This window comes from Roseicyclus marinus, assembly GCF_030163795.1.
Lineage (GTDB): Bacteria > Pseudomonadota > Alphaproteobacteria > Rhodobacterales > Rhodobacteraceae > Roseicyclus > Roseicyclus marinus.
The window spans coordinates 1-23,000 of record NZ_JASJOF010000012.1 but is presented as its reverse complement, the minus strand read 5'-3'; the positions used below and the strand labels follow the sequence as shown (position 1 = coordinate 23,000).

Genomic DNA, 23,000 nt, shown 5'->3' with positions numbered 1-23,000 from the left:
TTGGGGGGGCGGGCCTCAGGACAAGGCGACCGCTGGTTGGCCAAAGGTAAACGCAGTGGGTGGCAGAAGCTGTCATGTGGGTAGAAGGCAAGAAGTGGACAGTGTTTGCGGTCCGAGCCTAGGTCGGAGTAGCGAACAAAGCACCCTTTGGTCAGAACGGTCGAATGACCCATCGTAACGCAACGATTGACGTGCTGGCATCTCCAGAACCCGAGCTGGGCTTAGGTAAGACGCGACTGCAATAACCGGGCCGATGGGGACACATTTCCTGTCTTAGGAAGCACAAATGTTTGACACGTCAAACCAAAGCCCACACTTTGGGTGAGCCCGTTCAAACAATTTTTTTAATAACGATAAGGAAACGATGATGAAGAAAAGCTTATTGGTAGCCATAGTCTTGTCGACACTGACACTTTCAGCAGCACAGGCTCAGGAGTGGCGCTTCGGCGTTGAAGGTGGATTTGCTGCAGCTGATGTTGGTGGTGCAGAGGCAGCTCAGGTACTCGCAACTGCTTCCGGTCGGACCGTGACCTTTTCGGAAGACAGCTCAACTGTTGCACTACGCGCGTATGCCGAATTGGGCATCACTAATACTCTGGCAGCGGAGTTTGGCCTCTTTCAAACAGGCTCTTTGGATGTGACCTTTGCATCTCCTGGCACCACTGCGACGGGGAGAGTGGAAGTAGATGCAAGGGGCTTCGATTTCGGCCTGAAGTACTACGCGACAGATGCTATTTTCCTGCGCGCGGGTGCTCATTACTCCGAGGTGAGCGCGACAGGAACGGTTACCATCGCTGGTGTGAACTACAGCGGTGCCGTAGATGAGGATGGTTTCGGCGGTTTCCTCGGCGCCGGGTTTAACGTCACTGACAATATTTCGGTTGGTCTGACCTACTATGACAATCTCGGTGGCGAGTCCGATGCTGATGCAACATTCGCATTCATCGGTTACCGCTTCTAAATCTGCTGCTGATGATTTTGTTGGTTGGGGAGCTCGCGGCGCAAGCTCAAGGATTACGAGACCGGCCACACGATGAAGTGATTAACGACTATATGGTCCGTTCGGGACTACTCGAATTGCACCCTCTGGCGACAAAGCCGGGGGGCTTAAATTATTGTCCCTGACAAGTTTAACCACAGACCGCAGCGATTACGTTCGAACATGGTGAATTGCCCCCTGAAGGATAATTCGAAGTTTTTGACCGATGGGCCATTACCAATAATGTAAGCCCGCCCTCTCAAGTTTTTCTGAAAGTTGGTGCCTAAGAATTAGGAAAGCGGACCTCCTCTAGGTGCCATCGGCACCTTCAAGAGTAACACAATGCGAGGATCTGATGCGCGCACTTCATACCGCTGACTGGCACATCGGACAGACCCTGAACGGCTGGTCGCGCGAGCGCGAGCACGAGGTGTTCTTCTCTCTGCTCGCTGAGGTGCTCGAAGATGAGGAGATCGACCTTCTCCTTGTTGCCGGGGATATCTTCGACAACACTAACCCCTCAGGTGAAAGCCAGCGCCTCCTCTACCGGTCGCTCGCCGAGTTCAAGCGTCGGCGCCCGGGGCTCATCACAGTGATCTCGGGCGGCAATCACGATCCCGCCCTGCGCCTCGAGGCGCCTGCTGATCTGTTCCAGAGCCTCGACATTCACGCAATCGGCACGGTTCGTCGACAGGATGGCGCGCTCGACGCGCGCCAGCATCTCGTCGCGATTCCCGGACCAGATGGTGGTCCTGCCCTCTATGTGCTGGCGATCCCCTTCCTGCGCGCGGCCGATCTGACGGGCGTGAGTTTCTCGGATAAGGAGATGGGCTTCAGCATCGAGACTGCGGCGCGTGATTTTCATGAGAAGATCGTAGCGAGCGTCGAGGACATTGTCGGTGATTTGCCCCTTATCGCAACCGGACATCTTCACTGCGCTGGCGGCATAGAGAGCGAAGGCGCCGAACGCCGCATCTTGATCGGCGGTTCGCATGCCGTCCCGCCTGAGATCTTTCCTGCACGGCTCGATTATGTCGCCCTCGGCCATCTGCACGGGCCACAGAACCTCGACGGTGGACGCGTCCGATATTCGGGAAGCTGCTTTCCCCTCTCGGCGGCTGAGATCCGATACGATCACGGCGTGACGATCCTCGAAATCGACGGGCGGAAGGTCGCGCCCCGGCATAGGGGTATTCCATGGCCGGCTCAGGTTCTACGGCTGCCAAAAACCGGTGTGACCGATGTTGACGGGCTGGAGAAGGCTCTACTCGCGATCGAGGATGTACCTGACCCTGGGCTCCGACCGCTCATCTACGTCGAGCTTGCCGCGGGCGACGAAGCGCCGGCCGTCACTCTTGGCAAAGCCGAGGCCCTTCTTCGCGCCGTTCCGGTCCGACCTGCCGGTGTTCGCATCCATCGGTCCCTGGCGGACCATCCGGAGGCGTCGGAGGGGCTGACGCCGCCGCGATCCCTTCGCGAGACGCAACCTGAAGACCTGTTCGTGGAAGCCTTCAAGACCAAGCATGGGATCCCGCCCTCGGATCGTCATCTCGCAGGGTTCCGCGAAATCGCCGGAGGTGTGTGAGCGATGCAGATCCTCTCGATCTCCGGCCAAAACATCGCCAGCCTCGCCGAGCCTTTTGAGATCCGTCTGGAGGACGGCCCGCTCTCCTCGGCGGGGCTTTTCGCCATCACCGGCGAGACCGGTGCGGGCAAGTCGAGCATCCTCGATGCGATGTGCCTTGCCCTCTATGGGAACTGCCCACGTCTTTCGGGCGACGGCACCCGAGAGAACGTCGAGGATGTTGACGGAAGCGCACTTAAGGCGAATGACCCGCGTATGGCGCTGCGACGGGGTGCTGCGCAGGCTACGGCCAAAGTGATATTCCGGGCGGTCGATGGCGAGACCTATGTAGCCGAATGGGTGGCGCGCAGGGCCCGTGGGCGGCTCGATGGGCGGCTGCAAAACGTGGACCGTAATGTGTCCCGTCTCTCCGATGGTCAGGTCCTGGCCACCCAGCTCACGCTCGTAAATGAAAAAGTCGAGAAGCTGACGGGCCTCAGCTATGATGAGTTTCGCCGTACCGTCTTGTTGGCGCAGGGCGATTTCGCGGCCTTTCTCGACGCCAGGACCGGAGAGCGTGCGGCGATCCTTGAGAAAGTTACGGGCACCGAAATCTATCGCATGATCTCCAAGAAGGTACACGAGCGTCATGCCGAGACGCGGCGCACACTCGAGGACCTCGAAACACGGCGCGCCGAGCATCGGATTCTTGATCCTGAGGAGCGTGAGGCGCTCACTGTCGAGATCCATGATCTCAAGGTCACCCAGAAAGCCGATGAGACCGAGCTAAAGCATGTCGACGCCGAGATTAGTACCTACAAGGCCGTCGAAGAGGCGCACGCCGCGAAAGAGAAAGCCGCGGCACGCGTGAGCGAGGCCCTCGAGGCCGCCAAGACCTTGGCGGCCAACCGCAGCTGGCTTGCGGATTGGGACAAGGCGCGTGGCCTGCGGGGGGAGGTGAGGGAGCGCGCCTCTGCCCGAACAGCGCTCAATGACGCGATCGCCGCGCGGGACAGCTTGGTCCGCGCTCGCGACGCGCAACACCACGTCCTCGAGCAGGCCCGTTCCGAGGCTGCTGCGGCGAAAACCCAGCATGACGAGGCAGAGGCCGCTTTCAAGTGCCTTGGGCCGGAATGGAGCCGGGCCACGGCGCTTGACGGAAAAATCACAACGGCACGTGAGGAAGCTGAAAAGGCGCAAACCCTTCTGGTGAGGGCCGTGGAGGACACTACAGCAGCCCGTCGCGCGAAGGAGAACCTCGAGGCGCAGGCTGCTGCTCTCGAGGCTGCCATCCTCAAAGAACAGGCCAAGCTTTCGCAGGTGACGGACCATGACGCCCTATTGTCTAACTGGCCGGTGCTCGAGGATCGCCTTCAAGCGCGCATTGTCTGTGCGACGAAGAAGGTCGGCTGGGAGTCCGAGCTCGGCCAGCTCACATCGGAGATCGCAGAGGCTCTCGTGGCGAAAAACGCAGCCACCACGAAGATCTCGGCAGCGAAAGCCTTGATTGTGGCCGCGCGTGACACGCAGGATGGGCTTCGTGACGCGCGCGCTGCTCTGACCGCTGCGGCACCGGCTGACCGGCTCGCCCGGTTGACCCAGGCCGCGGCTGATCTGAGGTCATTCGAGGACGCGAACCGCGACCTGCGCCTTGCCGAAGAGGCGCTTTCGGCTAGCGATGCAGGGCGGCAGGCTGCGGTCTCGGGCGAGGCCGAGGCGACGGCTGCGAAGAAAGACGCGGAGGCGAAGGTCGCTCAAGCCGATATCGCGATTGCGGCACTGCAGCGTCCGGTCGAGACGGCCGATGCTGCGGTCTCGCGCGAAGCCTTGGAACTGCGCAGGCATCTCGAACGCGATGCCCCCTGTCCTGTCTGTCAATCGACTTCGCATCCGGTCATGGAGGACAGCGCGCTTGCGGAGCTCGCCCGAGATCTGCGGGCACAACTCGACGCGGTGCGGCGCGATCGGCAGGATGGGCTTGATGCGGCTCAGAAGGCGGACCGGGCTCTCGCCGAGGCGCAAAGAACGCTCGAGGCCGAGGACAAAGCACGACCAGGCCTTGCTGAGGTCATGGATCGGTCCATGTGGCGCGTGAGCGAGGCGCGACAAGCGCTCGACGGTAGCCCTTTCGATGCGGATCTCCCGCGTGGGCCCGGTGTTCCTCAGGAGATTTTTGACGGGATCCACGCCCGGATCGCTGAACGGCGAAAGACGCTCGAGGGAGATCGGGACCGGCTCTCAGAGCTCGATCAACAGTTCGACGAGGCTGCGAAGGTGATCGAGGCACAAGAGCGGGAAACCAGGCGTCTTGAAGATGATGTTCGGGATATCGACGCCCGCATCTGCGGCTCTGAGACCAGGATGACGCGGCTTTCCGGCGACATCGAGGCGGCAGAGCAAACCCTGTCGGAGATTGATGCGCGCATGACACCCATGCTCGCCCCGGTCAGGCAGCAAGCCTCCTTGTTCGGAGCAGGCGCGGAGGAACACCTCGAACAGCTTCGGCATGTCGTGGACAGGCTCGTCACAGCACGATCGGAGATCGCCACGTACAAGGAGAGCCTCGCCGGACTCGCGTCGGAGATCGGGCGCGCCCGGGCCGAGTTCGAAGGGAAGGAGAAGGCGGAGGTTGCATGCCGCGCCCAGAGTAAGGAGCGGGACGAGGTCAGAGATGCGCTGGTTCAGGAGCGCGCAGGCCTTCTTGGTGGTGAGCCGACGGAAGCGCATCGCACGCGCCACAACGATGCGCGGCGCAAAGCGTTCGAGAACCTCCAAACGGCCGATGAGACGCGCACCGAGGCCGCCACGAAGCTTGCCGGTCTTGAGAGCGCCTTGGGTGCGGCGAGGGATGCCGTGACACACTCCGAAAAGCGCAAGTCTCTTTCTGAGGAAGCACTCGCACGGGCCTGCGAGCAAGCCGACCTTCCCTTAGATCGCTGCGTGGCGCTGCAGGCAGCGCCCGAAGAGAAGGTCGCGGCCTGTCGAATCCGGATCGAGAAGGCGGACAAAGAGAAATCCGAGGCTGAGGGCGCGCTCCGGGAGCGCAGCGAGGCTATGGAGGCGCTTCTGGAAAATGGTCTTCCTACGACGCCACGTCCTGATCTGGAGGCGCGCCGGGTCGAACTTGCCTCGATCATCGAGATGCGGGGGGAGAAACTCGGGGGTCTCCACGAGCGGCAATCCGCGGATGCCGAGGCGCGTGAACGCCTAAAGGATCTCGAGGAGGAAATCCGCACAACACGGGGCCTCGCGGAAACCTGGCTGGCCATCAACGAGGCGATCGGGGCCGCGAACGGGGACCGTTTCGCACAGATCGCGCAGGCCGTGACGCTTGGCCTGCTCGTCGAGCGGGCGAACCTGCACCTGCAGGATCTGAAACCGCGATACCAGCTCGAGGTGGCTTCGTCTGATCTTGCGCTCCATGTAGTCGACCTCGACATGGGTGGTGACCGGCGTCCGACGCGGCTCCTGTCGGGCGGCGAGCGCTTTCTGGTGTCGCTCGCGCTCGCGCTGGCCCTTTCGGGCATGGGCACGCATGGTGCGCTGGCCGGCACACTCTTCATCGACGAGGGCTTCGGATCCCTGGATTCCGACAGCCTCGACCTTGCCATCGATGCCCTCGAGCGGCTGCAGGCGCAGGGGCGCACGGTCGGTGTCATCAGCCACGTCCAGGCGATGAAGGACCGGATCCCGGTTCAGGTCGAGGTCGTCAAGACGGGTGGAGGGGCCAGCGAAATTCGACTGAGGGTAGCATGAGAGGTTTCCCGGCGGGCGGGTATGCGCCCTTTCAAGGAAAGCTCGCCGCATCAATGGCGTCCATGATCTCGACATCATCGGGAGGGCCCTGCTGTAGCTATGACTGGGATAAGCGGAAATTCAACAGAAAGAGATCGTGATGACACCCCACACCATGGATGATGTACTGAAAGACGAAACGCTATTCAGCGAAAAATTCTGTACAGACGTAACGCGTCGCAACCTCGGCGAGGTTCCTCTGGAAGCCCTGCAAAAATCTATCCAGATGATTCACGCTTGTTCCGGCTTTCGAGCTGCCGCCACACCAGAATGGAACCGCGATGAACAGCCTATGATTGTTTTCGGACGGCCGACCATTGCTGGTTCTATGAATGAGCCAAAATTCGGACTGACCACTCATGTCAAAGGCAGCGATGGGACTAAGGGAACAAAACTCTTCTTTTGGTTAACGGAAACCGCACAGAGAAAAATCCAACAAAGTAACAAGCATCTCGACCTGCGGTTCTTTTCGTCTTGGATGCCCTGGCGAGAAGGTGGCCGTCAGACTTATCGCGCGATGCCTGTTCCCTTGTATGAGCAGGGTAGCTTACTGGATGCTTCGTTCATTTTGCCCGGGTCAAATGAAGACGTAACCCTGAGCGGTTTGCTGAACTTGCTTGGATCCAAACTGAATCTCAGACTGGAAGTGCGCGCCGAGTTTGCCAACATAACGGAGGAGCTTAACTTAATGTCAGACTGCATAACTCCCCGCGCCGCCGAAATCATGAAAAATCGGAAAAGGTAGTTCTTTTGATGAAAGATTTCGTTTCGGCGATGGTGAATAGCTCGGTCTGAAGCAACAGTCGCCAAGGGTTCTCATCATGCCGATCCCGTATCTTCCTGTTCAGCCAATGCCTGACTGGCTCGTCCAGATGACGCCGGAGCGGATGGTTCAGGGCCCGGTCTCGCTGCACGACCTTCTCTCGGGATCCCTGTATTACCCCAGTTCCGGCTTTGATGGTGACCCGGTCGCCTATCTAGGCGGCAACCACCATAGTTTCGTCTATGTGGATTACGGGGAAGAGCGGAGCGGGTTACTCGCTGCGTTGGAGGAGCCGGGGTTCCTTGGCTACCGCGTCTTGTGCCATCGGCCGGTTCTCGAGACCGAACTCACACCAAACGGGTGGTCACCGGTCATCCCCACCGGAAGATTACGTCGACCGCCGTTAGGGTGGGTGCGCCCTCCGTTCTGTGAATGGATCGTTCTGGAACGTGATGCCGAGCTCTCGGAAGACCATGGGCCGGAACGGTTCAGTCTCCTGTTCCTCTGCGCCGACGGGGTTGCCACATTCCGGACCCTCTATGTCGGCAACGGCGCTGTTCCCGGAACGGTTGCCATCATTCAGCCAGGAACCGGCTTCGGGGGCAACTGGACCGATTTTGCGGACCCAGAGGAGCCGTTTGCGGAAGCTGTTCTTGGAAACCCGGCCGGACGGCCGGATTGCCTGTTGTACGGTGGGGCCGGGGGGGCGCACTGGTACACGCGACCGTGCTGGCCGCAGTATGCTGATCGGCTCGGGATCCTCGGCAATACCAGCATCGGTGTCTGGCGCCGGACGGAATAAGTCCATCCCCCAAGGATACCGGCAGCGAGGTTCCGGTGTCAGGTCACGGGGCGATGACCCCGTAACGCGACAAGGCCATCAGCTCAATGTCGATCCGGCGGAGCCGGGCAGGGGTCAGCTCGCCGGTCTTCAGGACCATCTGGCGGATGGCGTGATTGATGGCGAGCGCCTCGTCGTCGGAGGGTTGATCGCTGGGCGACGACCAGATCCCGAACTGGCGCAGGCTGCGCGTGACCCAGATGTCCGGTTTGCAGGCCACCCCGAAATCCGTCAGCATGTGCAGGGCCGTGATCGGGCCCCAACCCCAACCGAGCTTCCGGCGCAGATCCGGGACGAGGGTGTCGAGCGGCTCGGTCCAGAACTTCATCACTGGCGTGTCGGACTGAGCGGCGAGACCACGCAGAAGACCGGCTGCGTTCTGGATCGCATAAAGGCGATGCACGGAGGTTCCGGTCGCAGCACGGACCTCTTTCGCCTGGGCACCCTCCACTTGGAACGAGCCAGCGTCGCGCCCGCGCCCGATCCGAGTAATCACGAACTGCTCTGGGTCCGCGCCCCAGGTCTCCCAGGCACTATCCATGAAGGGCTCGAGCTCTGCGACCCACCGCCTGCCAGTGGCGACCTTCGTGTTTGCATAGAGCGGCTTGTCCCACATGGCGCGCCAAGCCTGAGCGGCCGTCGCGCTGCGCGGATCGATGGGGAGTCGTGCGAGGATATCGTCGATTTCGACCACCGCGTTCTGCGGCAGGCACTCGCGCATGTTGAGGTAGCGCTCGCAGGCACGGGCGATGGTGGCGTCGTCAGCAATGACGGTGTTGGGGATGCGGGTCTTGGGCATGTGGTAGATCTCCTTTTGAGACGGCGGGGGGTGGTCAGACGTTTGCGGCTGCCGAGGCGGACAAGAGTCGGGGTTTCGCGAGAGCGCGGGGACTCTGATCGGACCTGGTGGGGTCAGATCCGGTCCCAGAAACCAGGCGCATCCTGCTCTGCGTTGATAAGCGCGTCTTCAAGGGTAAGGAGTGTGAGAATGAGATCCGGGTGGCGGGGGCGCCCGTCTGGCGTCTCAAACCTAGCTTCAAGCTTTGCCAGCATCGGTGAGTCTGACTCAAAAGGGGCTTCGATGTGGATCGCCCGTGGACCCCCTTCGATCAACAGCATCCCAGGGGCGAAGCTCAGGCAGGCTGTCCAGCCGATCCCTTCGGCGTCGAGCCAGGCGGTGGCCTCGACGATCTCTGGCCGATCTCGAGCGGGGCGGTCCCTACAGTTCCGAATGTCGAGGAAGATTACGTCGCGGCCGAGCCTGCGTGCGATCGCGTCAATGGTTTCGATGCGGGCGGGCATTGGTTTGCTCCCTGTGTTATGTTGAACGAAAGCGGAGAGGGATGGCCGGAGACGGTATCGTCCCCGGCGCAGTTTCAGGCGGCCATGTCGAGGTTGAACCAGGCGTCAAAGTCGGGCTCATCTTCTTCACGGAGAAATGGCTCCATCATTCGCTCGAGTGAGCGATCAATCCGCACACCGTGCTCGCCAAGCAACGCCGCCAGTTCTTCGGCCAGCACCCGCGGCACTCGTTCGTTCTCGGCCAGTCGGCTCTCGGACAAGTACCAGCCGAACGGTGCTTCGCTGTCGATCGCAAACACGACCTCCGGCGCCGCGGGTTTGCTCCAGATATAGAACTGGCGCTCGTTGTTCAGGGCCTCGGCTACATAGTCGCGCAGACAGTTGTGAAACTCGCGAGCAGTACGGAACAGTGTCTGCCCGTCTGGAATGTGGGTCACTCCCGGAATATCCAGCACCGGCGCCGGAAAGACGCGCTCAAGGTAGAGTCCTTTCAAAAGGGTCCCGGGGGCCTCGCCGTTTGCAATCCGCTTCATGTGCTCTTCCGTTAGCTGCTCCGCCCCGGCGACGACCCGGTAGGGCCGCATCAATTCCTTGTAATCTCCCAACGCGCCAATCTGGGCTGCCACGCGCACCCCGAGCCGGGTCGCAGGCAGTTCGCGCATCAGTAGGATTAGGTCATCACTCAAGACCCGGCCCTGACAGGCCGCCAGAAGGGGCTTTGCAAGCTCCGGGTTTGCGGTCAGGATCTCAAAAAGGGTCACGTAAATCTCGGGTTTGCGGGCGCATTCTCCAAACCGCGCCACCAGCCGTACAAACCCGGGCGGGCAGGTGCCGTATGCGTAACGGATAAGGGATTCGTTGCCCGCCGTGACCATCTGTGTCAGCAGTTCGGCCCGACCTGCTTCTGTCAGGCCCGGCTCCGCAAAGGCGCCGTCGGTTTCCAGGCGGGCCAGCACCGCAAAATACACCTGCCGGCGGCCCGGCTCGGTCATCACCAGCACCATGCCAAGCGTACCAAAGGCGGCCGTCACCGCCTCTTCCATCTGCCCGCACAGGGTGCTGAGAAGGAACGCGTTTCCGGGCACCACCTGGCACAGTTTGGCCAGGTCAAGCATCTCGGTCTTGAGCTCCACCGAGCGCAGTTTGTCAGCGTGCGTAACCAGGTGTGCAATGCGGTGGGACAGAGTGTCTTTCATGGCGAACCTCGCTTCAAAGGGTGTGTGTCGACGGGTTGTGGCAGGCGTCAGGCGGCACGGGTGCCCGGCTGCGAGCCCCGGACGTCCGTAATGTGGGCTTCGGCCGCGGCGGCGCGCGCGGCGGAAAGTGTGGTAAACGTGCGTGCCAGCGTTTTCCCGTTCACCTGCACGGCGAACGTGGCTGGCTTAACCCGGGTGACCCGGGCCACCAGGCGCGTACCGGCATACCCACGGAACGTGGTCCGCCCAGCAATGACCCGATCCCAGTCAAGCCCGCACGCGGCAATGAGTGCGTCCTCATCGGGGCGGGTTGCCTCGAACGCGGCAATCGCGTCGCGTAGCCGCAGTCCGGGTGCGTAGGCTGCGTTGCGGCGGGGGCCGCGGGCAATCACGCGCTCTGCATTCAGTTGCCAGGTTGCGCGCTGCTTGTCGGTCAGCGTGTCAAGCTTGGCGATGATGTCGTCGATATAGGTCATGAACAGTCTCCCTAATAGGTAGTTTAGTTACACTATGTAAAAAAGAGTACGTTCTGCGTACATGGCAGATGCTGTCTGTTCGAAGGGGTGTGTGGTGGGCTGATAAAAAAAGGCCGCCAGTCAGACTGGCGGCCTAGTTTATAAACAGCAAAGGGGTACGCATGCAAAACTTGCAAACAGGAGATACGAGCGCCTTCCTACAGGATGGCGCTAATATGGTCAAGGATAAAATATCTTAATTGTATTATGTGACATTGATGGTAGATAGGTGCTGATCAGCCCGGTGACCACTCCGGCGCATCACACCAAACGACGTGGAGTATCCCATGACAGGCCCGACATCAGGCTACACCTACCCTTTCCCCATGACGTCGGTCGCGACCGACATCGCCGTCTTCCATGTCACAGAGAAGGGGGGCCTACAGATTGCGCTTGTTCGGAGAAATGAAGGCTCCGATGCGTTTCCCGGCGCCTGGGCTTTGCCGGGCGGGTTCTTCAAGCCCTATGAGGATGACGATATCACATCCTGCGTTTTGCGGGAGCTTTCCGAAGAGGCGGGCCTTGTCCCCCCGTTCTCCGCGGCGGACCGGCCACATGTGGAGCTGGTCGGTGTCTATAGCGCGAAAGGCAGGGATCCGCGCCCGGAGCGCGTGATCTCGATCGCGCATCTCGCCGTTGTTACGGGTGACCAGGTGGCGCTGGCGCCGGTTCCTGACACGGATGTCAGCGAGGCGAGATGGTTTCCATTCGAAGCTCTGAGTGGGCTCGAGTTGGCATTCGATCATGCGCAGATCATTCGCGATGCCCGAAGAAAGCTCGCGGACAGTATGAGTTTTGCGCGCAAGGGTGACGAGAGCCCGGATCTCCTGTTCGCCTTCCTGCCCGAGGAATTCACACTCTCTCAGGCGCAGGGCGTGATGCAGGCGTTGAAAGGGGAGCATGTCGATAAAAGCAACTTCCGAAAATACATCGAGAAGTTCGTCACACCGACCGGCGCGACCTGGGCCATCACGACCCGGCCGGCGGCCGTCTATCGTCGCCGAAGCGCAGACCCGGCCCAAGATGATGAGCTGTTTTCGCCGGCGCTGGCCAGGTTGCGAAAGTTGGCCGAGGATCAGCGGATCCGGAACTTCGAACTTCTTCTCTCCGGACTAACCTCCGCACCCGATGCGGCCGTTCGGATGCTGACCCGGATCGTCGCCACCTACGGTCGTCACCGGGATTACCTTCTCAAAGTGACAAAGGTGCCAGACCTTCGGATCGATGACGAACGGACAGGACGGGTCCTGATGACGCTGAAGTGGCAGCCCCGGAAAGAAGTGTTCTTCTGCACGGCGCTCGTGAAGCAAGATGCCCTCAAGGCTGTGGGTTTGTCAGGTGTGAAGGAATGGAACACGGGTCCGCACGAGACGGCCTTCCATTTGGGGTATGGCGAGGAAGATCTCGACAGGCTCGACGAGGTGCTTGGCCGATCGTCCATGACCCTCCTGACCCAGTGACGCTCGGGTTTTGAGCTGATGGGATGAACTGCCTTCCCATCGAACGCTGCTATCGTGGCGGGCATAGGCGGAGAGAAGAGCACATGATAGATATCACGGTTCTGGGCATTGGCTTAGGCAAGACCGGTCACAGTTTTGCTGGGCTGGATGACACGGGTGCAGTCGTGTTTAGCAAACGACTGCCGCAGCATCGACTGCTGGACTTTCTTGATAAACTCGCGCCCTGCGTGATCGTGATGGAAGCCTATGGCGGGGCGCATCACGTTGGGCGCTTTTGCCTTCAGAAGGGGCATGAGCCTCGGTTGATGTCGCCTCTGTATGTTCGGCCTCACACGGCCTATGGTGGACAGCCGCCCGCTGTGGTCTAATTCACCATCGTCGAAACCGATCCGCAGGTGCGGGTAATAGATTAAATTAACCGGAACGCTGTCCAAGAGTTGGGGATTAGCACAATTGTTGAACAGCGATGTGAAAGGCGGTAGTATTTCATCTCAGATGGCGTTTGTAGCTGTTTGAGGCTTTGGCATCGAAGGATGAGTCTGCACTGCTTTAAGGAACACGCAACACCTTCGCCCGATTTGCATGAATAAGGCGGACTCATACGGAGCAAGAGATAATGGCGAATTTTGAGATAATGGTAAAACTTCCGAACGGAACTGCGCGGAACGTAGTGGTACAAGCACAGAATGGCAACGATGCGAAGGCCATAGCACAGGCGCAATATGGCGCAAAAAACGTTCTGGGTAATCCGATTAAAAAATAGAATTTTGAGCGATTCTCTTTGAGAGTTGTATATAAGTATGCGCAGTGCCAAACTGTATTGCTCGGGGAAATTTTGTCGAGCGTTTATGACATCAGCGGGGATTTCACATGGCTATTACGTTGGCGGTGTTGGCGGTGGGGTTGGCATCGTGGCTTAACCTAGAGTTTGAACAACGGCTCGGCAACATGACTAAAAGTCTGTTTGGTGGCGCTATTTTATGTTTCTTTTTGGTCGTCGCTGGCAGCTTCATTTTGGGTGGTAGCCCTGTAGATGGAACTGTTTCTGTTTGGGCTGCATTTTCGCATGCTGCAGGTATTTTTGTAGTTTGTAATATATTTCTTCGCTATTACCATCAATACCGCAACGCGGTTTAATAAGTCTATTGGGGGGGGGATTTTGCGGGAAATTTCAAATTTACTTAAAAGCCGTTTCTTAGTTTAGGGTCAGGATTCATAACCAGAACATGACCATGGCAGCCAAGGCGCATGCGGACAGGAAGACCTTCGGGCACCTGTCATAACGGGTGGCGACCCGTCGCCAGTCCTTGAGGCGGGCGAGGCTGTTCTCGATCTTGTGGCGGTTTCGATAGTGCGCCTCATCGTGTAGGATCGCGACCTCGCGGCCTTTCCTCGACGGAATACAGGGTTTGATCCCCTTGTCTTCAAGGGCTTCGCGATACCAGGCCGCATCGTATCCACGGTCGGCCAGAAGATGTTCGGCCAGAGGCAGGCCGTCCAGCAATGCCCGCGCGCCGATGTAATCGGCGTTGTTGCAGAAAAGCGGCTTGAGGCGTGACGTCCCTTTCCCGTTTAGGTTCCGACGACGCGGACGACCTCGGCTGTGCCGAGCGAGTTGAAGCGGTTCATGAGGGCTACGTGGATTTGGATTTCGGCGGTCTGGCGGTCGGGGTCTCTTGCGGCGATGCGCTCGCCGAAGGATTTGAGGCACCGCATCTTGGCTTCTGCGCGGCTGCGGGCGTGGTATCCGGTCAAACGCTTCCAGAACGCGCGGCCATAATGGCGCGTTGCACGGAGGGTTTCGTTGCGCACCCGGGCGGCTGGGCAGTCTTCTTTCCACGGGCGACCGTTCTTGCGGGTCGGGATGACCGCCGTGGCGCCACGCGCGATGATGGCGCTGTGGCAGCGGCGGGTATCGTAGGCGCCGTCCGCGGTCACGGTGCCAATTTCCTCGTCCTGCGGGATCTGGCCAAGCAGGTCGGGCGGGACGGGGCTGTCGCCCTCCCAGCTGGGGGTGAATTCCACCGCGCGAATGTCCGAAGTGGCGGTGTCCATGGCCAGATGCACCTTGCGTCATTGACGGCGGCCCTGAACGCCATGCTTGCGGGCCTGCCATTCCCCATCGCCCAGGAACTTGATGCCGATGCTGTCCACCAGCAGGTTCAGCGGCCCGTTGGCACAACGATAAGGGATCTGCACCTTCAGGGTCTTCTGTCTGCGGCACAGCGTCGAGTAGTCCGGAACGGGCCAGTCCAGCCCCGCCAGCCGCAGTAGGCTTGCAACCATCCCGGCGGTCTGCCTGAGCGGCAGCTTGAACAGCACCTTGATCGACAGGCAGAACTGGATCGCCGCGCTCGAGAAGACCGGCGGGCGCCCCGCACGGCCCTCATGCGGCGCGTGCCAAGCCATCTCCTTGTCCAGCCAGATCAGCAGTGACCCGCGCTTCCTGAGCTCAGCGTTGTAGGCGGACCAGTTGGTGGTGCGGTATCGGGGGGGGCTTGGGCTTGCTCATGCTGCCCGTCTAACCCCATGGATTCACGACGAGAGTTCCGCAACAATGCCGATCAAAACTGCCGGTTTATACGTTCTTAATAGTTACTTTTGGATTCTATTTGTACGTGTGGGCCTGGAGCTCATGCGACGCTCGAGAACCGCTAATCCCTCGCCAAGGGCGATTACCACACGTGGCAAGTCATCAAGGCCGGCGGCCAAGCGAAAGGCGCTTTGGTGCGGCTTCCCGTTCCAAGCTTTCAGCTCGTCAAAGTCACCTCGCTCCAACGACGATTTTGATGCCAGCGCTGTGCAGGCAAAAACCTGATTGCGAACCTGCCAAGTCAGGGTCAACAAAACCCGCCCCGTGTGGCGCTCATTGATCCGTAAGTCGGGGACCCGCGTGACCTTAATAGAATAGCTGGGATGATCGGCATATCGCGCGAGGACCTGCTCCAAAAACGCCACCGCAGCGGATGGCGCCCCCCGCATGCCATCGGTGAACAGCGCCAATTCCGCCATGCCGTGGGTTCGCGCCAGATCATGCACTACAGACATCGGCGCCGGCGTCTTGCTTGCCTGCGGAAGCCCCATGGGCATCCTTTCGTAGAGATGTGCATGCCGGGTCCGCGCAGGCTCTGTTTGTTCTGTCTGCCTGACATACCGCCCAATCCACTTTCGAAAGTTTGCACGTTCAGGACGCGTCCCTTTTATGTCCGATACCACTTGCTCCGCGCGAGCAATCGGGAAGCGATCAGGCAAGAACGCGAAGAGTAGCTCTGGCTCGTCATGCTCTCGAGCGCCGAAGCCAATCTTACCAGCCAATCGAGTGCGTGCAGCCTCGATTATTTGACGATGATCGAAAGCAAGATCGAGCGCTATGGCCCGTTCATAGGCAAACCAGCGCGCGACGGTGACATCGGTCTCAGGTATCGGCGCCAAGGTAAGGCTATGGTCTGGGATTATCGCAAGAAAGGCGACGGATAGTACGCGCTCAGGCCGAGGATCACGTGCGATGTCGCTAAACACGTCAACGAGTTCCAAGTGCGAAGCCTGAACTCCAGTTTCTTCCAGTAGTTCACGATGGGCACAATCGGCAATGGTGCGGTCCAACTTGGCTTGGAGAAACCCACCCGGTAGCGCCCAATAACCCGCAAACGCATCAGAGTCCCACGAACGTCGAGCCAATGCTACCATCAACCCATCCTCAGGGTGGACCGTGAAGCACGCCACATCCGCCGCGACTGAGACCATTGGAAACTTGTATTGATGAGGTCGTTTGTCTGTTGGCGGCTGATCATACTCAGTCATTGGGAACTCCTACGTAGTGAGTAAACCGCTCGCAGCAGGCCACGCCGTGTATAGCCCATCGAGGAATGCTTCAACGCAAAATAAGTACCAGAAGTTTTTTTCTTGACACGCGCGTCGACAGCAGCTAAGAGAAACGCCTGATTTGAGTGAAGCATAGCGCTCCTCGTCACACCTCTCATCCCTGCAATCGCCGATACATCAACGTCGTCGCGCTCCGCGCTCCGACGCTTTTTCGCATGTCCAGCCCTCGCCCCACTCTCCCTTTATATGTAGCCCAACATAACGGAGACCTCATGAGCCGCATCGATGACGTGATCAGCGCTATCCCCACCATGACCGAAACTAAGCGTGAGATTTGGGCCGCAAATGCCGCCCGTGTTATCGCTCGTGGTCCCCGCCGCAATCCCGCCCACGCGGACGCTCAGCGTCTGCAAGACGCTATCGAAGCATTTGAGGCAACTCGTCCCCAGCACGAGGACCTGACTTTCGCATGTGGCCTCGAATGGGATCGCGCCATTAAAGACCGTAACATCTTTCGCGGCTTCGATGGTGATCGTCTTGTCGCCCGCATCACCCGCGTCAAACCAGGCAAGTTCGCGGTAAAAGTGAAAGGAACCGTTGTGGGCCGGACCTATTCCACGCTCTCCGCCGCGCGTGCTGCTGCGGCGGATGCCGTTCGAGCGGGGGAATATGACCCTCTCACATACTTTCGGTGGGCCGCCTGACCCCGGCCTCTTCGCTCTTCTGCCTCAACGCCCATTTCAAAGCGAGGTTCGCCATGCACATCGATTTGTCCCGCCGTATCACCAAGCTCATTTGTGCCGCAGACAACATAAGCCCGATTGCTCTGAAGTCAGAGTTGCTCGATCTCGCTCGACACTGCCAGGTCGTTCCCGGAAATAGGTTTCTAGTCAATGCAGTCTGTGGCTCACTTGAAGGGGCGGTCTCCGCTGTCTTCGGCCCACTCGCTATGCTGCTTGTCATGACCGAGCCGCGTCGCCGACAAGTATATTTTGCAGTTCTAGCTCGCCTTGAGGCAGACGGAGCTTTCGAGGCCCCAGGTCTCAATGAGATGGCGAGGGCTGACCTCCTCACCAGGCTCGTGATGTCCCGCAACGAACACCTTATAGCACACGCCTATGGCTCCTGCCCTACAGGCTTCATCCGCCTCATTGGTCGCTTGGGGGACTGTGCGCAGCAGGCTGCAATCTACACCGGTTTGTTCACCCTCTTGGACCGGTATTCCGAACTCGCACAGCCGCTTCTGGGCGTCTGCCAACGTAGATCCCTAACCGACGACTTGGTCGAACTCGCGCAAGCTCTTCCCCCGACTTCACTCGGCATTCGTGCTGCCGCGCGCTTCGAGACGATGGAGGAGTATCGCAGCCTTATGCGACCCTACGAAGCAATCACAGGGGAAAGCAAGCTAACCAACGCTCATCTGCTACGGATAGCTGAGGGCGAAGCGCCGGGAAACCTACTAGAGGGACTTTATCTCGATCTGCCTTTTCCGGCACCAGTCCTCTCTTGTCCGGACCTCACCTATGTCGCTGATGGGAAAGCATTGGTTCATACGTCACGAGAATTCTCAAACTGCGTCGCTGACTATGTCGCCGAGGCACTCAAAGGCGAGCGTCAGTTTTATATCTGGAGCGCGCCCAAAGCTCCACAGGTTGTGTTCTCAATAAACTCAGAGGGGCCATTTGGCTGGTATTTGTCCGAAGCTAAATTAGCCAACAATGAAAAGCTTCCGCTCCGGCTGCGCAGGGAGCTCGAAGAAGTGTTGCGTACCTGCGGGGTTCGCGTCGAAGGATCTGTCGAAAGGATGATGAATTCATACCGAAGCAACCCCAATCCTTACATGGTGCATGAGTTTTTTGACTTCGAAGAGGCCGCCTGAAAGAAAACTTGGAAGCGCATAGGCGCCCCCAGAACCAAGACGATCAAAGTTCACACACAATTACAGACCAATTAATTAAGATATCAGGGTGCTATTTCACAATATACCCACGCAATTTTATCCCGGCATTGCAGTAGAACTACAGACTCGAGCCCCATTGCCAAGAGAGTTCTCTTAGATCACGCAAGTAAGATCTACTCATTAAATAAAAACTTGGGTTATCTAGTCGCTTCAGGGACCCGCCGCTCACTGTCAGACAAGTGCATTATGTCTATCCCTCGACTAAAGCCAGGAGACAAAGATGAAGTACGTATTCTACGACTTGGAGACCACAGGGCTCTCTCCCGAGTTTGACCAACCATTACAATTTGCAGCCATCATGACGGACGAAGATTTCACTGAGATCGCTCGTGTCAACATGCGTTGTCGTCTAGCGCCTCATATCTTGCCGTCACCACACGCACTTCTCGTGACAAGGGTGAGCCCCGAGGAGATTCTCGATCCCAATTTGCCATCTCTTCTTGAATTTGCCGAAAGGCTCTCTGAGTTGATTGAACGCTGGGCGCCAGCAGTGTGGATTGGCTACAATTCAATGAGGTTTGATGAGTCTTTTCTCCGGCAAACGCTCTATCAAAATCTACTACCAAATATATATTTAACGCAAAGCTTAGGGAATGCGCGCTTTGACCTCATGCCTGCTATCCATGCTGTATACCTTGAAAACACTAATATTCTTAAATGGCCGACCAATAAAAAGGGAAAGGTCATCTTTAAGCTAGATCGACTCGCACCATTTAATGGTTTTGACAAGCACAACGCGCATGATGCGCTTGGAGATGTAGAGGCAACAGTTCATATCGCCAAAATGATTGCGTCAGGAAACGCTCAGCTTTGGAATGAATTACTAGCTTCGTCCTGTAAGGCCCACGTAGAAAGAAAACTAGAGAGCTTTGCACCACAACGCCTTGTTGCGCGCTATGGCGCTCAAGAACCTCGAGCTTATATTGGCTGCTTCTGTGGATATTCAGCGCAGAATAGGGGAGAAGCGGCCTTTTTCGACATTGAAGCTGCTGATCCGACGGACTTCCTCGATGCATCGGAGGAGGTTCTATTCGCCGCGGTCAACTCCTCCCCCAAGATCATCCGCAGCGTTGCAACAAGTAGGGCTCCGACCCTGCTTTCCGTAGGGGAGCCAAGTGCCGAACAACTTCAGAGAGCAGCGGTCATTGCTGCTGCACCGGAGTTTCGCGAACGCGTTAGCCTAGCGATGGCAAAGCGATACAAAGGAGCGTCCGACGCGCAGTGTAAACAGGTGGAAGAAAGGATTTACGAAGCATTCTATTCAGAGTCCGACAAAAATCTTCTGGTACGATTTCATGATGCTGATTGGCTGCAGAAACGGCATATAGTTTCTCAATTTTCCGATTCACGCCTACGTCAACTTGGGCACAGACTAATAGCATTATACAGTCCCGATCTACTTTCTGAAGAGGAGATCATAGAATTCAGAAAATATATTCGCGATAAATGGCTGAAGGCAGAGCCAAGCTTAGCCGAATGGATGACTTTGCAAAAAGCCACGGAAACCATTGATGAACTAAGGCTAGAAAATAAAATACCCAATGAGGACTTAGACCGCATCGTTGGATTCCTCAAAGAGCAAGTGCATGTGAGCACTGGAACATCTGCGTAAGAGTGACTTGCGAAGATGTTTGATTTTCCGCTCAAAATGGAGTCTGCCGATAGGAAACTTCAAAAAATAGCCCCCCATAAGGACTGGAAGTATTTCACAAAGGAGCCGTCATGCCCTCCCTCACCCCATGCCCCGCTTGTAAATCACAGATCTCGCACGACGTGGATACTTGCCCACGCTGCGGAAAAGATGATCCCAATAATAAAAGGGCGTATGCTGGCATTGCCATTATTATAACTATGGCCCTTATGGGTGGGCTGATGCTTCTGGCGGTTGTATTCCTTGTTACTCTCTTGCCGGTTATCGCTTTTTTTGGATTCCTATACCACAAACGCATCATATGAGGGAAAACATGGCCATTCAAGTTGAGAAAGTAGCAGAACAAGTCGCATTTTTGTCGAGGATTGCGGAGCTTGAAGGGGAATATAGTCTAAAAATTGGAGGTGGCTTCTTTGCTGTTCTTTTTAATTCCAGTTTTTTCACAAGATGGCTCTACCAGCGCCGCCAGCGCCAGGCAACGGCTTTCGCAGAAAATGCCGACTTCTTACTAACTGCAGTAAACGCCCTTAATGAATTTGAAGACCAGATAGTGATGCAGGATGCCACGCACAAAGATCTTTCGCATTTTATGCGGGAGTTTGCCAGGTCTCACACAAGGGTAAGGCACATTCCGGACATTCATCAAAATTATAAATACGTTATGGCGATTTGCTGCTTTCTTGCAAAGCATGTGATGGCAAAAAATCGAGATGTACGGCTGCGCCCTTTAAATTTGACCGTCGAAGACCTGGATGGGATGCTGGAAAAGCTTTCTCAAGTTGAAGCATCACATGCTAATGCTACTTTTCTGCGGCCGCCGAGGATTTTGGTGTTGAATGTCCCAGAAAGCTAGGGTCACGACCTATTGACTTGGCTGAAATCGCTGCGGCTGAATCATTCAAGCTCCCGAACTGACGGGGGTGATGATGAGCAACCTATTCTGGCTGACGGAAGAGCAACTGGAGCGGCTCCGGCTGTTCTTCCCGAATAGCAATGGCAAGCCACGCGTCAATGATCGGCGCGTCTTGAGCGGCATAATCTTCATCAACCGCAATGGGTTGCATTGATACTATGCGCCTCGGGAGTATGGTTCACCGAAGACCCTATGCGAAAGTTACCCATCCTTCTCGTAGAGCATAAGAAAGAGAGGACACCAATGCCCACTCGCATCGAGACTATCGACATGATTGCGCGCCGTCTTGGTCGCGATGTAATTTTCCTCGATATTCGGAGCAATGATCGCTACGCCGTTTTAACGGCGCCGGAAGTCGTTAAAGCGACTGCATGGCTTGAAGCTGAGGGCATAGGTTGGACAGACTGTATAGGGTTCGTGCCCAAGATGCTGTTGATCGAGGGTGGGCCGCGCGCTATTTATATCGACATTTCTTTTGAGCCGGGGTCAGAGATGCTCGCGCAACTCGAAGCGCGGTTCGAAACGCCGGACGGGCACCCACGCGATCCGGATCTTATTCTTGCTCATTTGACCCTTGAAGACGCGCTCATCAACGAAGGGCAGGACGCGCCTGAGTTCTGGGATAACATCTGACCCTAGCCCTTCCTCGCCAAAATAACCTTGCCCACGCAAAATCCAGCTCTACTAACTCAGCATCTTTCCAAAAGCGACGCCTTGCTATTTGTCTGACAAAAAGCCGCTTTGAAGGCTTATATTTGAAAACCACCGCTAACGAAGCCGGGAGGAATCAGCATGTCGGTGACTCTTACACACTTGGCAGATCTTGGGTTTATCCCAACGCACATTATCGAACTGGATCCGGCCAGTAACAACGAGGCTCCGGTTTTTAGACCCGTGAAAGGCAGTCGGCCAACGAAGGAACCGAGCGTCTACTTATGGATCGCCGAACGAGTTGGTCAGGAAAAGATTGAGGTTCTCTATGTCGGTAAGGCTGGAAAAGGTGTTGAGCAGAGGAGCAATCAACACCAAGCTGGCTTTAGGGGAAGCGTTACCGGTAGGAAGAACGCTTTAGTACTCCTCGAGATCCTGTCAGACGTAAATACACGGATAAGAGTTTTTGCTCGCCGCGCGGACACCGCGGAGCTTTTTGGCACATGCGTTTCGCTATACTCCAGCGAAGAGGAAGCGCTCTGCGCTGTCCTGCGCCCACGATTGAACCGTCAGATATTTCCCAAGCTTGCCGCTGAAGGATCTGAGGAGCTGCCCGATACCACACAAGTCGGTTTCGCCCCTCACATCGGGTCCATCACGTCACTGTTGAATGACAGATTGCTGGAGCATCAGCCCGGCACCGTGGACGACGCCATCGCACAAATGGAAGAAGTCTATTCAGCTGCGGATTGTGATTTACTCAAATCCATGTTGCTTTTCGTAGAGAATGAGCTTCTGGGGCCCGGCCATCGATCGAAATTGATTAAGGGCTACACAGACCAGTTGCATGGGTGCAATGGGGTCACCACCCTCACCTTCGGCGAAATCGGTAACTCCGGAAAGATGAAAGGCAATAGCTGGGTTGCTCGAATCTATCTTGGGACGCAGCCCCGCATTGGGTTTCCCGTGGCAGCGCTTAATCCGATGGGGAGCCACAAGGTGGAGATGAACGAAAAGGTTTTCGCGCCGGTCAACATTCAGGACATGTTCCGTTATCCACAGGATTACCTGCGACCAGTGGACAGCCCGACTTAGACTAAATCCTAGTCGAGTTAACCGGCTCCTATGATGCGGCCGTTCCCGAAATGCAGATCGGCGGTGAAGAGATGGATCATCACCGGGTCTCCTAAAAAAGGTGCTGTGCTTCGATCAGCAACACGAGTTGCGCTCGCAAGAAGGCATCGACCGCAGCCGGGTCGGGCCTGAAGGCACCGCGCATGCGCTCCGTGTCAGGCTGCATCGCGCCAAGGCGATACCAGCGGGACCGGGTACGGGCGATGCCACGCTGCTGATCGAGGAAGACAAGCGGGCTTGTCACAATTGCTTCATCATCGGCGAATTCGGGGCTGTCTTGCACCCGACCCGCCAAGGCGAGGCTACCGCTCCACTGGATCGTGAAGGGTAACCGCCCGGTTGGCACCGCCTGCCGGATTTCAGCGTGAGGCTCTAAGACACGTGCATAACGACGTCGTTTGCGACGTCTCTTATGTGCGGAGGGGCTATGCGGGGCGAGGTTCTGGGTGTTGAG

At 57.5% G+C, this 23,000-nt stretch carries 20 protein-coding genes and 3 pseudogenes; 15 read left to right on the top strand and 8 right to left on the bottom strand.

The window, feature by feature from the left end:
• The first annotated feature begins 364 nt into the window (after positions 1–364).
• The 5 genes from QQK63_RS15550 (at position 365) to QQK63_RS15530 (ending at position 7,903) form a co-directional block, all read left to right on the top strand.
• A complete protein-coding gene (locus QQK63_RS15550) occupies positions 365–961 on the top strand; it encodes an outer membrane beta-barrel protein (protein ID WP_277822330.1) in 597 nt (198 codons plus the stop codon).
• A 373-nt stretch (positions 962–1,334) separates the two neighbouring features.
• Positions 1,335–2,564, top strand: a complete 1,230-nt coding sequence (gene sbcD, locus QQK63_RS15545) for an exonuclease subunit SbcD (RefSeq protein WP_277822328.1) — start codon at positions 1,335–1,337, stop codon at positions 2,562–2,564.
• A 3-nt stretch (positions 2,565–2,567) separates the two neighbouring features.
• Positions 2,568–6,299: an AAA family ATPase gene (locus tag QQK63_RS15540; protein ID WP_277822326.1), complete on the top strand. Its 3,732-nt coding sequence runs from the start codon at positions 2,568–2,570 to the stop codon at positions 6,297–6,299.
• Positions 6,300–6,438: 139 nt separating this feature from the next.
• Positions 6,439–7,083 carry a hypothetical protein gene (locus tag QQK63_RS15535; protein ID WP_277822325.1) on the top strand — a complete coding sequence of 215 codons (645 nt, stop codon included), beginning with the start codon at positions 6,439–6,441 and terminating at the stop codon, positions 7,081–7,083.
• 76 nt (positions 7,084–7,159) lie between these two features.
• Positions 7,160–7,903, top strand: coding sequence for a hypothetical protein (locus QQK63_RS15530; RefSeq protein ID WP_277822323.1), 744 nt, complete (start codon positions 7,160–7,162; stop codon positions 7,901–7,903).
• Positions 7,904–7,946: 43 nt separating this feature from the next.
• On the opposite strand, the gene QQK63_RS15525 is transcribed toward QQK63_RS15530, so the two are convergent.
• The 4 genes from QQK63_RS15525 to QQK63_RS15510 all read right to left on the bottom strand — a co-directional run bounded on the left by QQK63_RS15525 (position 7,947) and on the right by QQK63_RS15510 (position 10,916).
• A complete protein-coding gene (locus tag QQK63_RS15525) occupies positions 7,947–8,741 on the bottom strand; it encodes a hypothetical protein (protein ID WP_277822321.1) in 795 nt (264 codons plus the stop codon).
• A 113-nt stretch (positions 8,742–8,854) separates the two neighbouring features.
• Positions 8,855–9,244 carry a hypothetical protein gene (locus QQK63_RS15520; protein WP_277822319.1) on the bottom strand — a complete coding sequence of 130 codons (390 nt, stop codon included), beginning with the start codon at positions 9,242–9,244 and terminating at the stop codon, positions 8,855–8,857.
• 74 nt (positions 9,245–9,318) lie between these two features.
• Complete coding sequence (locus QQK63_RS15515) at positions 9,319–10,440, bottom strand: hypothetical protein (protein WP_277822317.1); 1,122 nt, start codon at positions 10,438–10,440, stop codon at positions 9,319–9,321.
• A 47-nt stretch (positions 10,441–10,487) separates the two neighbouring features.
• Positions 10,488–10,916 carry a hypothetical protein gene (locus QQK63_RS15510; protein ID WP_277822315.1) on the bottom strand — a complete coding sequence of 143 codons (429 nt, stop codon included), beginning with the start codon at positions 10,914–10,916 and terminating at the stop codon, positions 10,488–10,490.
• Positions 10,917–11,242: 326 nt separating this feature from the next.
• Here QQK63_RS15510 and QQK63_RS15505 point away from each other — a divergent pair, with 326 nt between their 5' ends.
• The 3 genes from QQK63_RS15505 to QQK63_RS15495 all read left to right on the top strand — a co-directional run bounded on the left by QQK63_RS15505 (position 11,243) and on the right by QQK63_RS15495 (position 13,552).
• Complete coding sequence (locus QQK63_RS15505; RefSeq protein WP_277822313.1) at positions 11,243–12,415, top strand: NUDIX domain-containing protein; 1,173 nt, start codon at positions 11,243–11,245, stop codon at positions 12,413–12,415.
• Between the two features lie 83 nt (positions 12,416–12,498).
• On the top strand, positions 12,499–12,783 hold the full coding sequence (locus QQK63_RS15500) for a hypothetical protein (protein WP_277822311.1): 285 nt from the start codon (positions 12,499–12,501) through the stop codon (positions 12,781–12,783).
• 502 nt (positions 12,784–13,285) lie between these two features.
• Positions 13,286–13,552, top strand: coding sequence for a hypothetical protein (locus tag QQK63_RS15495; RefSeq protein WP_277822309.1), 267 nt, complete (start codon positions 13,286–13,288; stop codon positions 13,550–13,552).
• Positions 13,553–13,628: 76 nt separating this feature from the next.
• Here the strand turns inward: QQK63_RS15495 and QQK63_RS15490 are convergent.
• From QQK63_RS15490 to QQK63_RS15480, 3 genes and pseudogenes are all read right to left on the bottom strand, one after another.
• Positions 13,629–13,943: pseudogene (locus tag QQK63_RS15490) on the bottom strand (transposase); the annotation flags it as partial.
• 44 nt (positions 13,944–13,987) lie between these two features.
• A pseudogene (locus QQK63_RS15485) lies at positions 13,988–14,923 on the bottom strand (IS5 family transposase); the annotation flags it as partial.
• Positions 14,924–15,010: 87 nt separating this feature from the next.
• Positions 15,011–16,216: an NUDIX hydrolase gene (locus tag QQK63_RS15480; RefSeq protein ID WP_277822307.1), complete on the bottom strand. Its 1,206-nt coding sequence runs from the start codon at positions 16,214–16,216 to the stop codon at positions 15,011–15,013.
• Positions 16,217–16,509: 293 nt separating this feature from the next.
• Between QQK63_RS15480 and QQK63_RS15475 the strand changes: the two genes are divergently transcribed.
• The 7 genes and pseudogenes from QQK63_RS15475 (at position 16,510) to QQK63_RS15445 (ending at position 22,507) form a co-directional block, all read left to right on the top strand.
• Positions 16,510–16,941 (top strand): hypothetical protein, encoded by a 432-nt coding sequence (locus QQK63_RS15475; RefSeq protein ID WP_277822305.1) that lies wholly within the window; start codon positions 16,510–16,512, stop codon positions 16,939–16,941.
• Positions 16,942–16,994: 53 nt separating this feature from the next.
• Positions 16,995–18,116, top strand: coding sequence for a hypothetical protein (locus QQK63_RS15470; protein ID WP_277822303.1), 1,122 nt, complete (start codon positions 16,995–16,997; stop codon positions 18,114–18,116).
• Positions 18,117–18,417: 301 nt separating this feature from the next.
• The gene (locus tag QQK63_RS15465) at positions 18,418–19,809 is read left to right on the top strand and encodes an exonuclease domain-containing protein (RefSeq protein WP_277822301.1); all 1,392 of its coding nucleotides are present in this window, start codon (positions 18,418–18,420) and stop codon (positions 19,807–19,809) included.
• Positions 19,810–20,161: 352 nt separating this feature from the next.
• Positions 20,162–20,701 carry a hypothetical protein gene (locus QQK63_RS15460; protein WP_277822299.1) on the top strand — a complete coding sequence of 180 codons (540 nt, stop codon included), beginning with the start codon at positions 20,162–20,164 and terminating at the stop codon, positions 20,699–20,701.
• Positions 20,702–20,774: 73 nt separating this feature from the next.
• A pseudogene (locus QQK63_RS15455) lies at positions 20,775–20,978 on the top strand (transposase); the annotation flags it as partial.
• A 26-nt stretch (positions 20,979–21,004) separates the two neighbouring features.
• Positions 21,005–21,394: a hypothetical protein gene (locus tag QQK63_RS15450; protein ID WP_277822297.1), complete on the top strand. Its 390-nt coding sequence runs from the start codon at positions 21,005–21,007 to the stop codon at positions 21,392–21,394.
• A 159-nt stretch (positions 21,395–21,553) separates the two neighbouring features.
• Positions 21,554–22,507, top strand: coding sequence for a hypothetical protein (locus QQK63_RS15445; RefSeq protein ID WP_277822295.1), 954 nt, complete (start codon positions 21,554–21,556; stop codon positions 22,505–22,507).
• Positions 22,508–22,598: 91 nt separating this feature from the next.
• On the opposite strand, the gene QQK63_RS15440 is transcribed toward QQK63_RS15445, so the two are convergent.
• Positions 22,599–23,000, bottom strand: a 402-nt coding sequence (locus tag QQK63_RS15440; RefSeq protein WP_284283240.1) for a DUF6634 family protein, incomplete at its 5' end; no start/stop codon positions are given.

What these genes read in the sequence shown, in the direction of transcription:
- QQK63_RS15550 (WP_277822330.1), top strand. Translation starts at nt 365, where the DNA reads ATGATGAAGAAAAGCTTATTGGTAGCCATAGTCTTGTCGACACTGACA.
- QQK63_RS15520 (WP_277822319.1), bottom strand. Translation starts at nt 9,244, where the DNA reads ATGCCCGCCCGCATCGAAACCATTGACGCGATCGCACGCAGGCTCGGC.
- QQK63_RS15495 (WP_277822309.1), top strand. Translation starts at nt 13,286, where the DNA reads ATGGCTATTACGTTGGCGGTGTTGGCGGTGGGGTTGGCATCGTGGCTT.
- QQK63_RS15505 (WP_277822313.1), top strand. Translation starts at nt 11,243, where the DNA reads ATGACAGGCCCGACATCAGGCTACACCTACCCTTTCCCCATGACGTCG.
- QQK63_RS15515 (WP_277822317.1), bottom strand. Translation starts at nt 10,440, where the DNA reads ATGAAAGACACTCTGTCCCACCGCATTGCACACCTGGTTACGCACGCT.
- QQK63_RS15510 (WP_277822315.1), bottom strand. Translation starts at nt 10,916, where the DNA reads ATGACCTATATCGACGACATCATCGCCAAGCTTGACACGCTGACCGAC.
- QQK63_RS15480 (WP_277822307.1), bottom strand. Translation starts at nt 16,216, where the DNA reads ATGACTGAGTATGATCAGCCGCCAACAGACAAACGACCTCATCAATAC.
- QQK63_RS15535 (WP_277822325.1), top strand. Translation starts at nt 6,439, where the DNA reads ATGACACCCCACACCATGGATGATGTACTGAAAGACGAAACGCTATTC.
- QQK63_RS15525 (WP_277822321.1), bottom strand. Translation starts at nt 8,741, where the DNA reads ATGCCCAAGACCCGCATCCCCAACACCGTCATTGCTGACGACGCCACC.
- QQK63_RS15460 (WP_277822299.1), top strand. Translation starts at nt 20,162, where the DNA reads ATGGCCATTCAAGTTGAGAAAGTAGCAGAACAAGTCGCATTTTTGTCG.
- QQK63_RS15450 (WP_277822297.1), top strand. Translation starts at nt 21,005, where the DNA reads ATGCCCACTCGCATCGAGACTATCGACATGATTGCGCGCCGTCTTGGT.
- QQK63_RS15445 (WP_277822295.1), top strand. Translation starts at nt 21,554, where the DNA reads ATGTCGGTGACTCTTACACACTTGGCAGATCTTGGGTTTATCCCAACG.
- sbcD (WP_277822328.1), top strand. Translation starts at nt 1,335, where the DNA reads ATGCGCGCACTTCATACCGCTGACTGGCACATCGGACAGACCCTGAAC.
- QQK63_RS15475 (WP_277822305.1), top strand. Translation starts at nt 16,510, where the DNA reads ATGAGCCGCATCGATGACGTGATCAGCGCTATCCCCACCATGACCGAA.
- QQK63_RS15465 (WP_277822301.1), top strand. Translation starts at nt 18,418, where the DNA reads ATGAAGTACGTATTCTACGACTTGGAGACCACAGGGCTCTCTCCCGAG.
- QQK63_RS15530 (WP_277822323.1), top strand. Translation starts at nt 7,160, where the DNA reads ATGCCGATCCCGTATCTTCCTGTTCAGCCAATGCCTGACTGGCTCGTC.
- QQK63_RS15500 (WP_277822311.1), top strand. Translation starts at nt 12,499, where the DNA reads ATGATAGATATCACGGTTCTGGGCATTGGCTTAGGCAAGACCGGTCAC.
- QQK63_RS15540 (WP_277822326.1), top strand. Translation starts at nt 2,568, where the DNA reads ATGCAGATCCTCTCGATCTCCGGCCAAAACATCGCCAGCCTCGCCGAG.
- QQK63_RS15470 (WP_277822303.1), top strand. Translation starts at nt 16,995, where the DNA reads ATGCACATCGATTTGTCCCGCCGTATCACCAAGCTCATTTGTGCCGCA.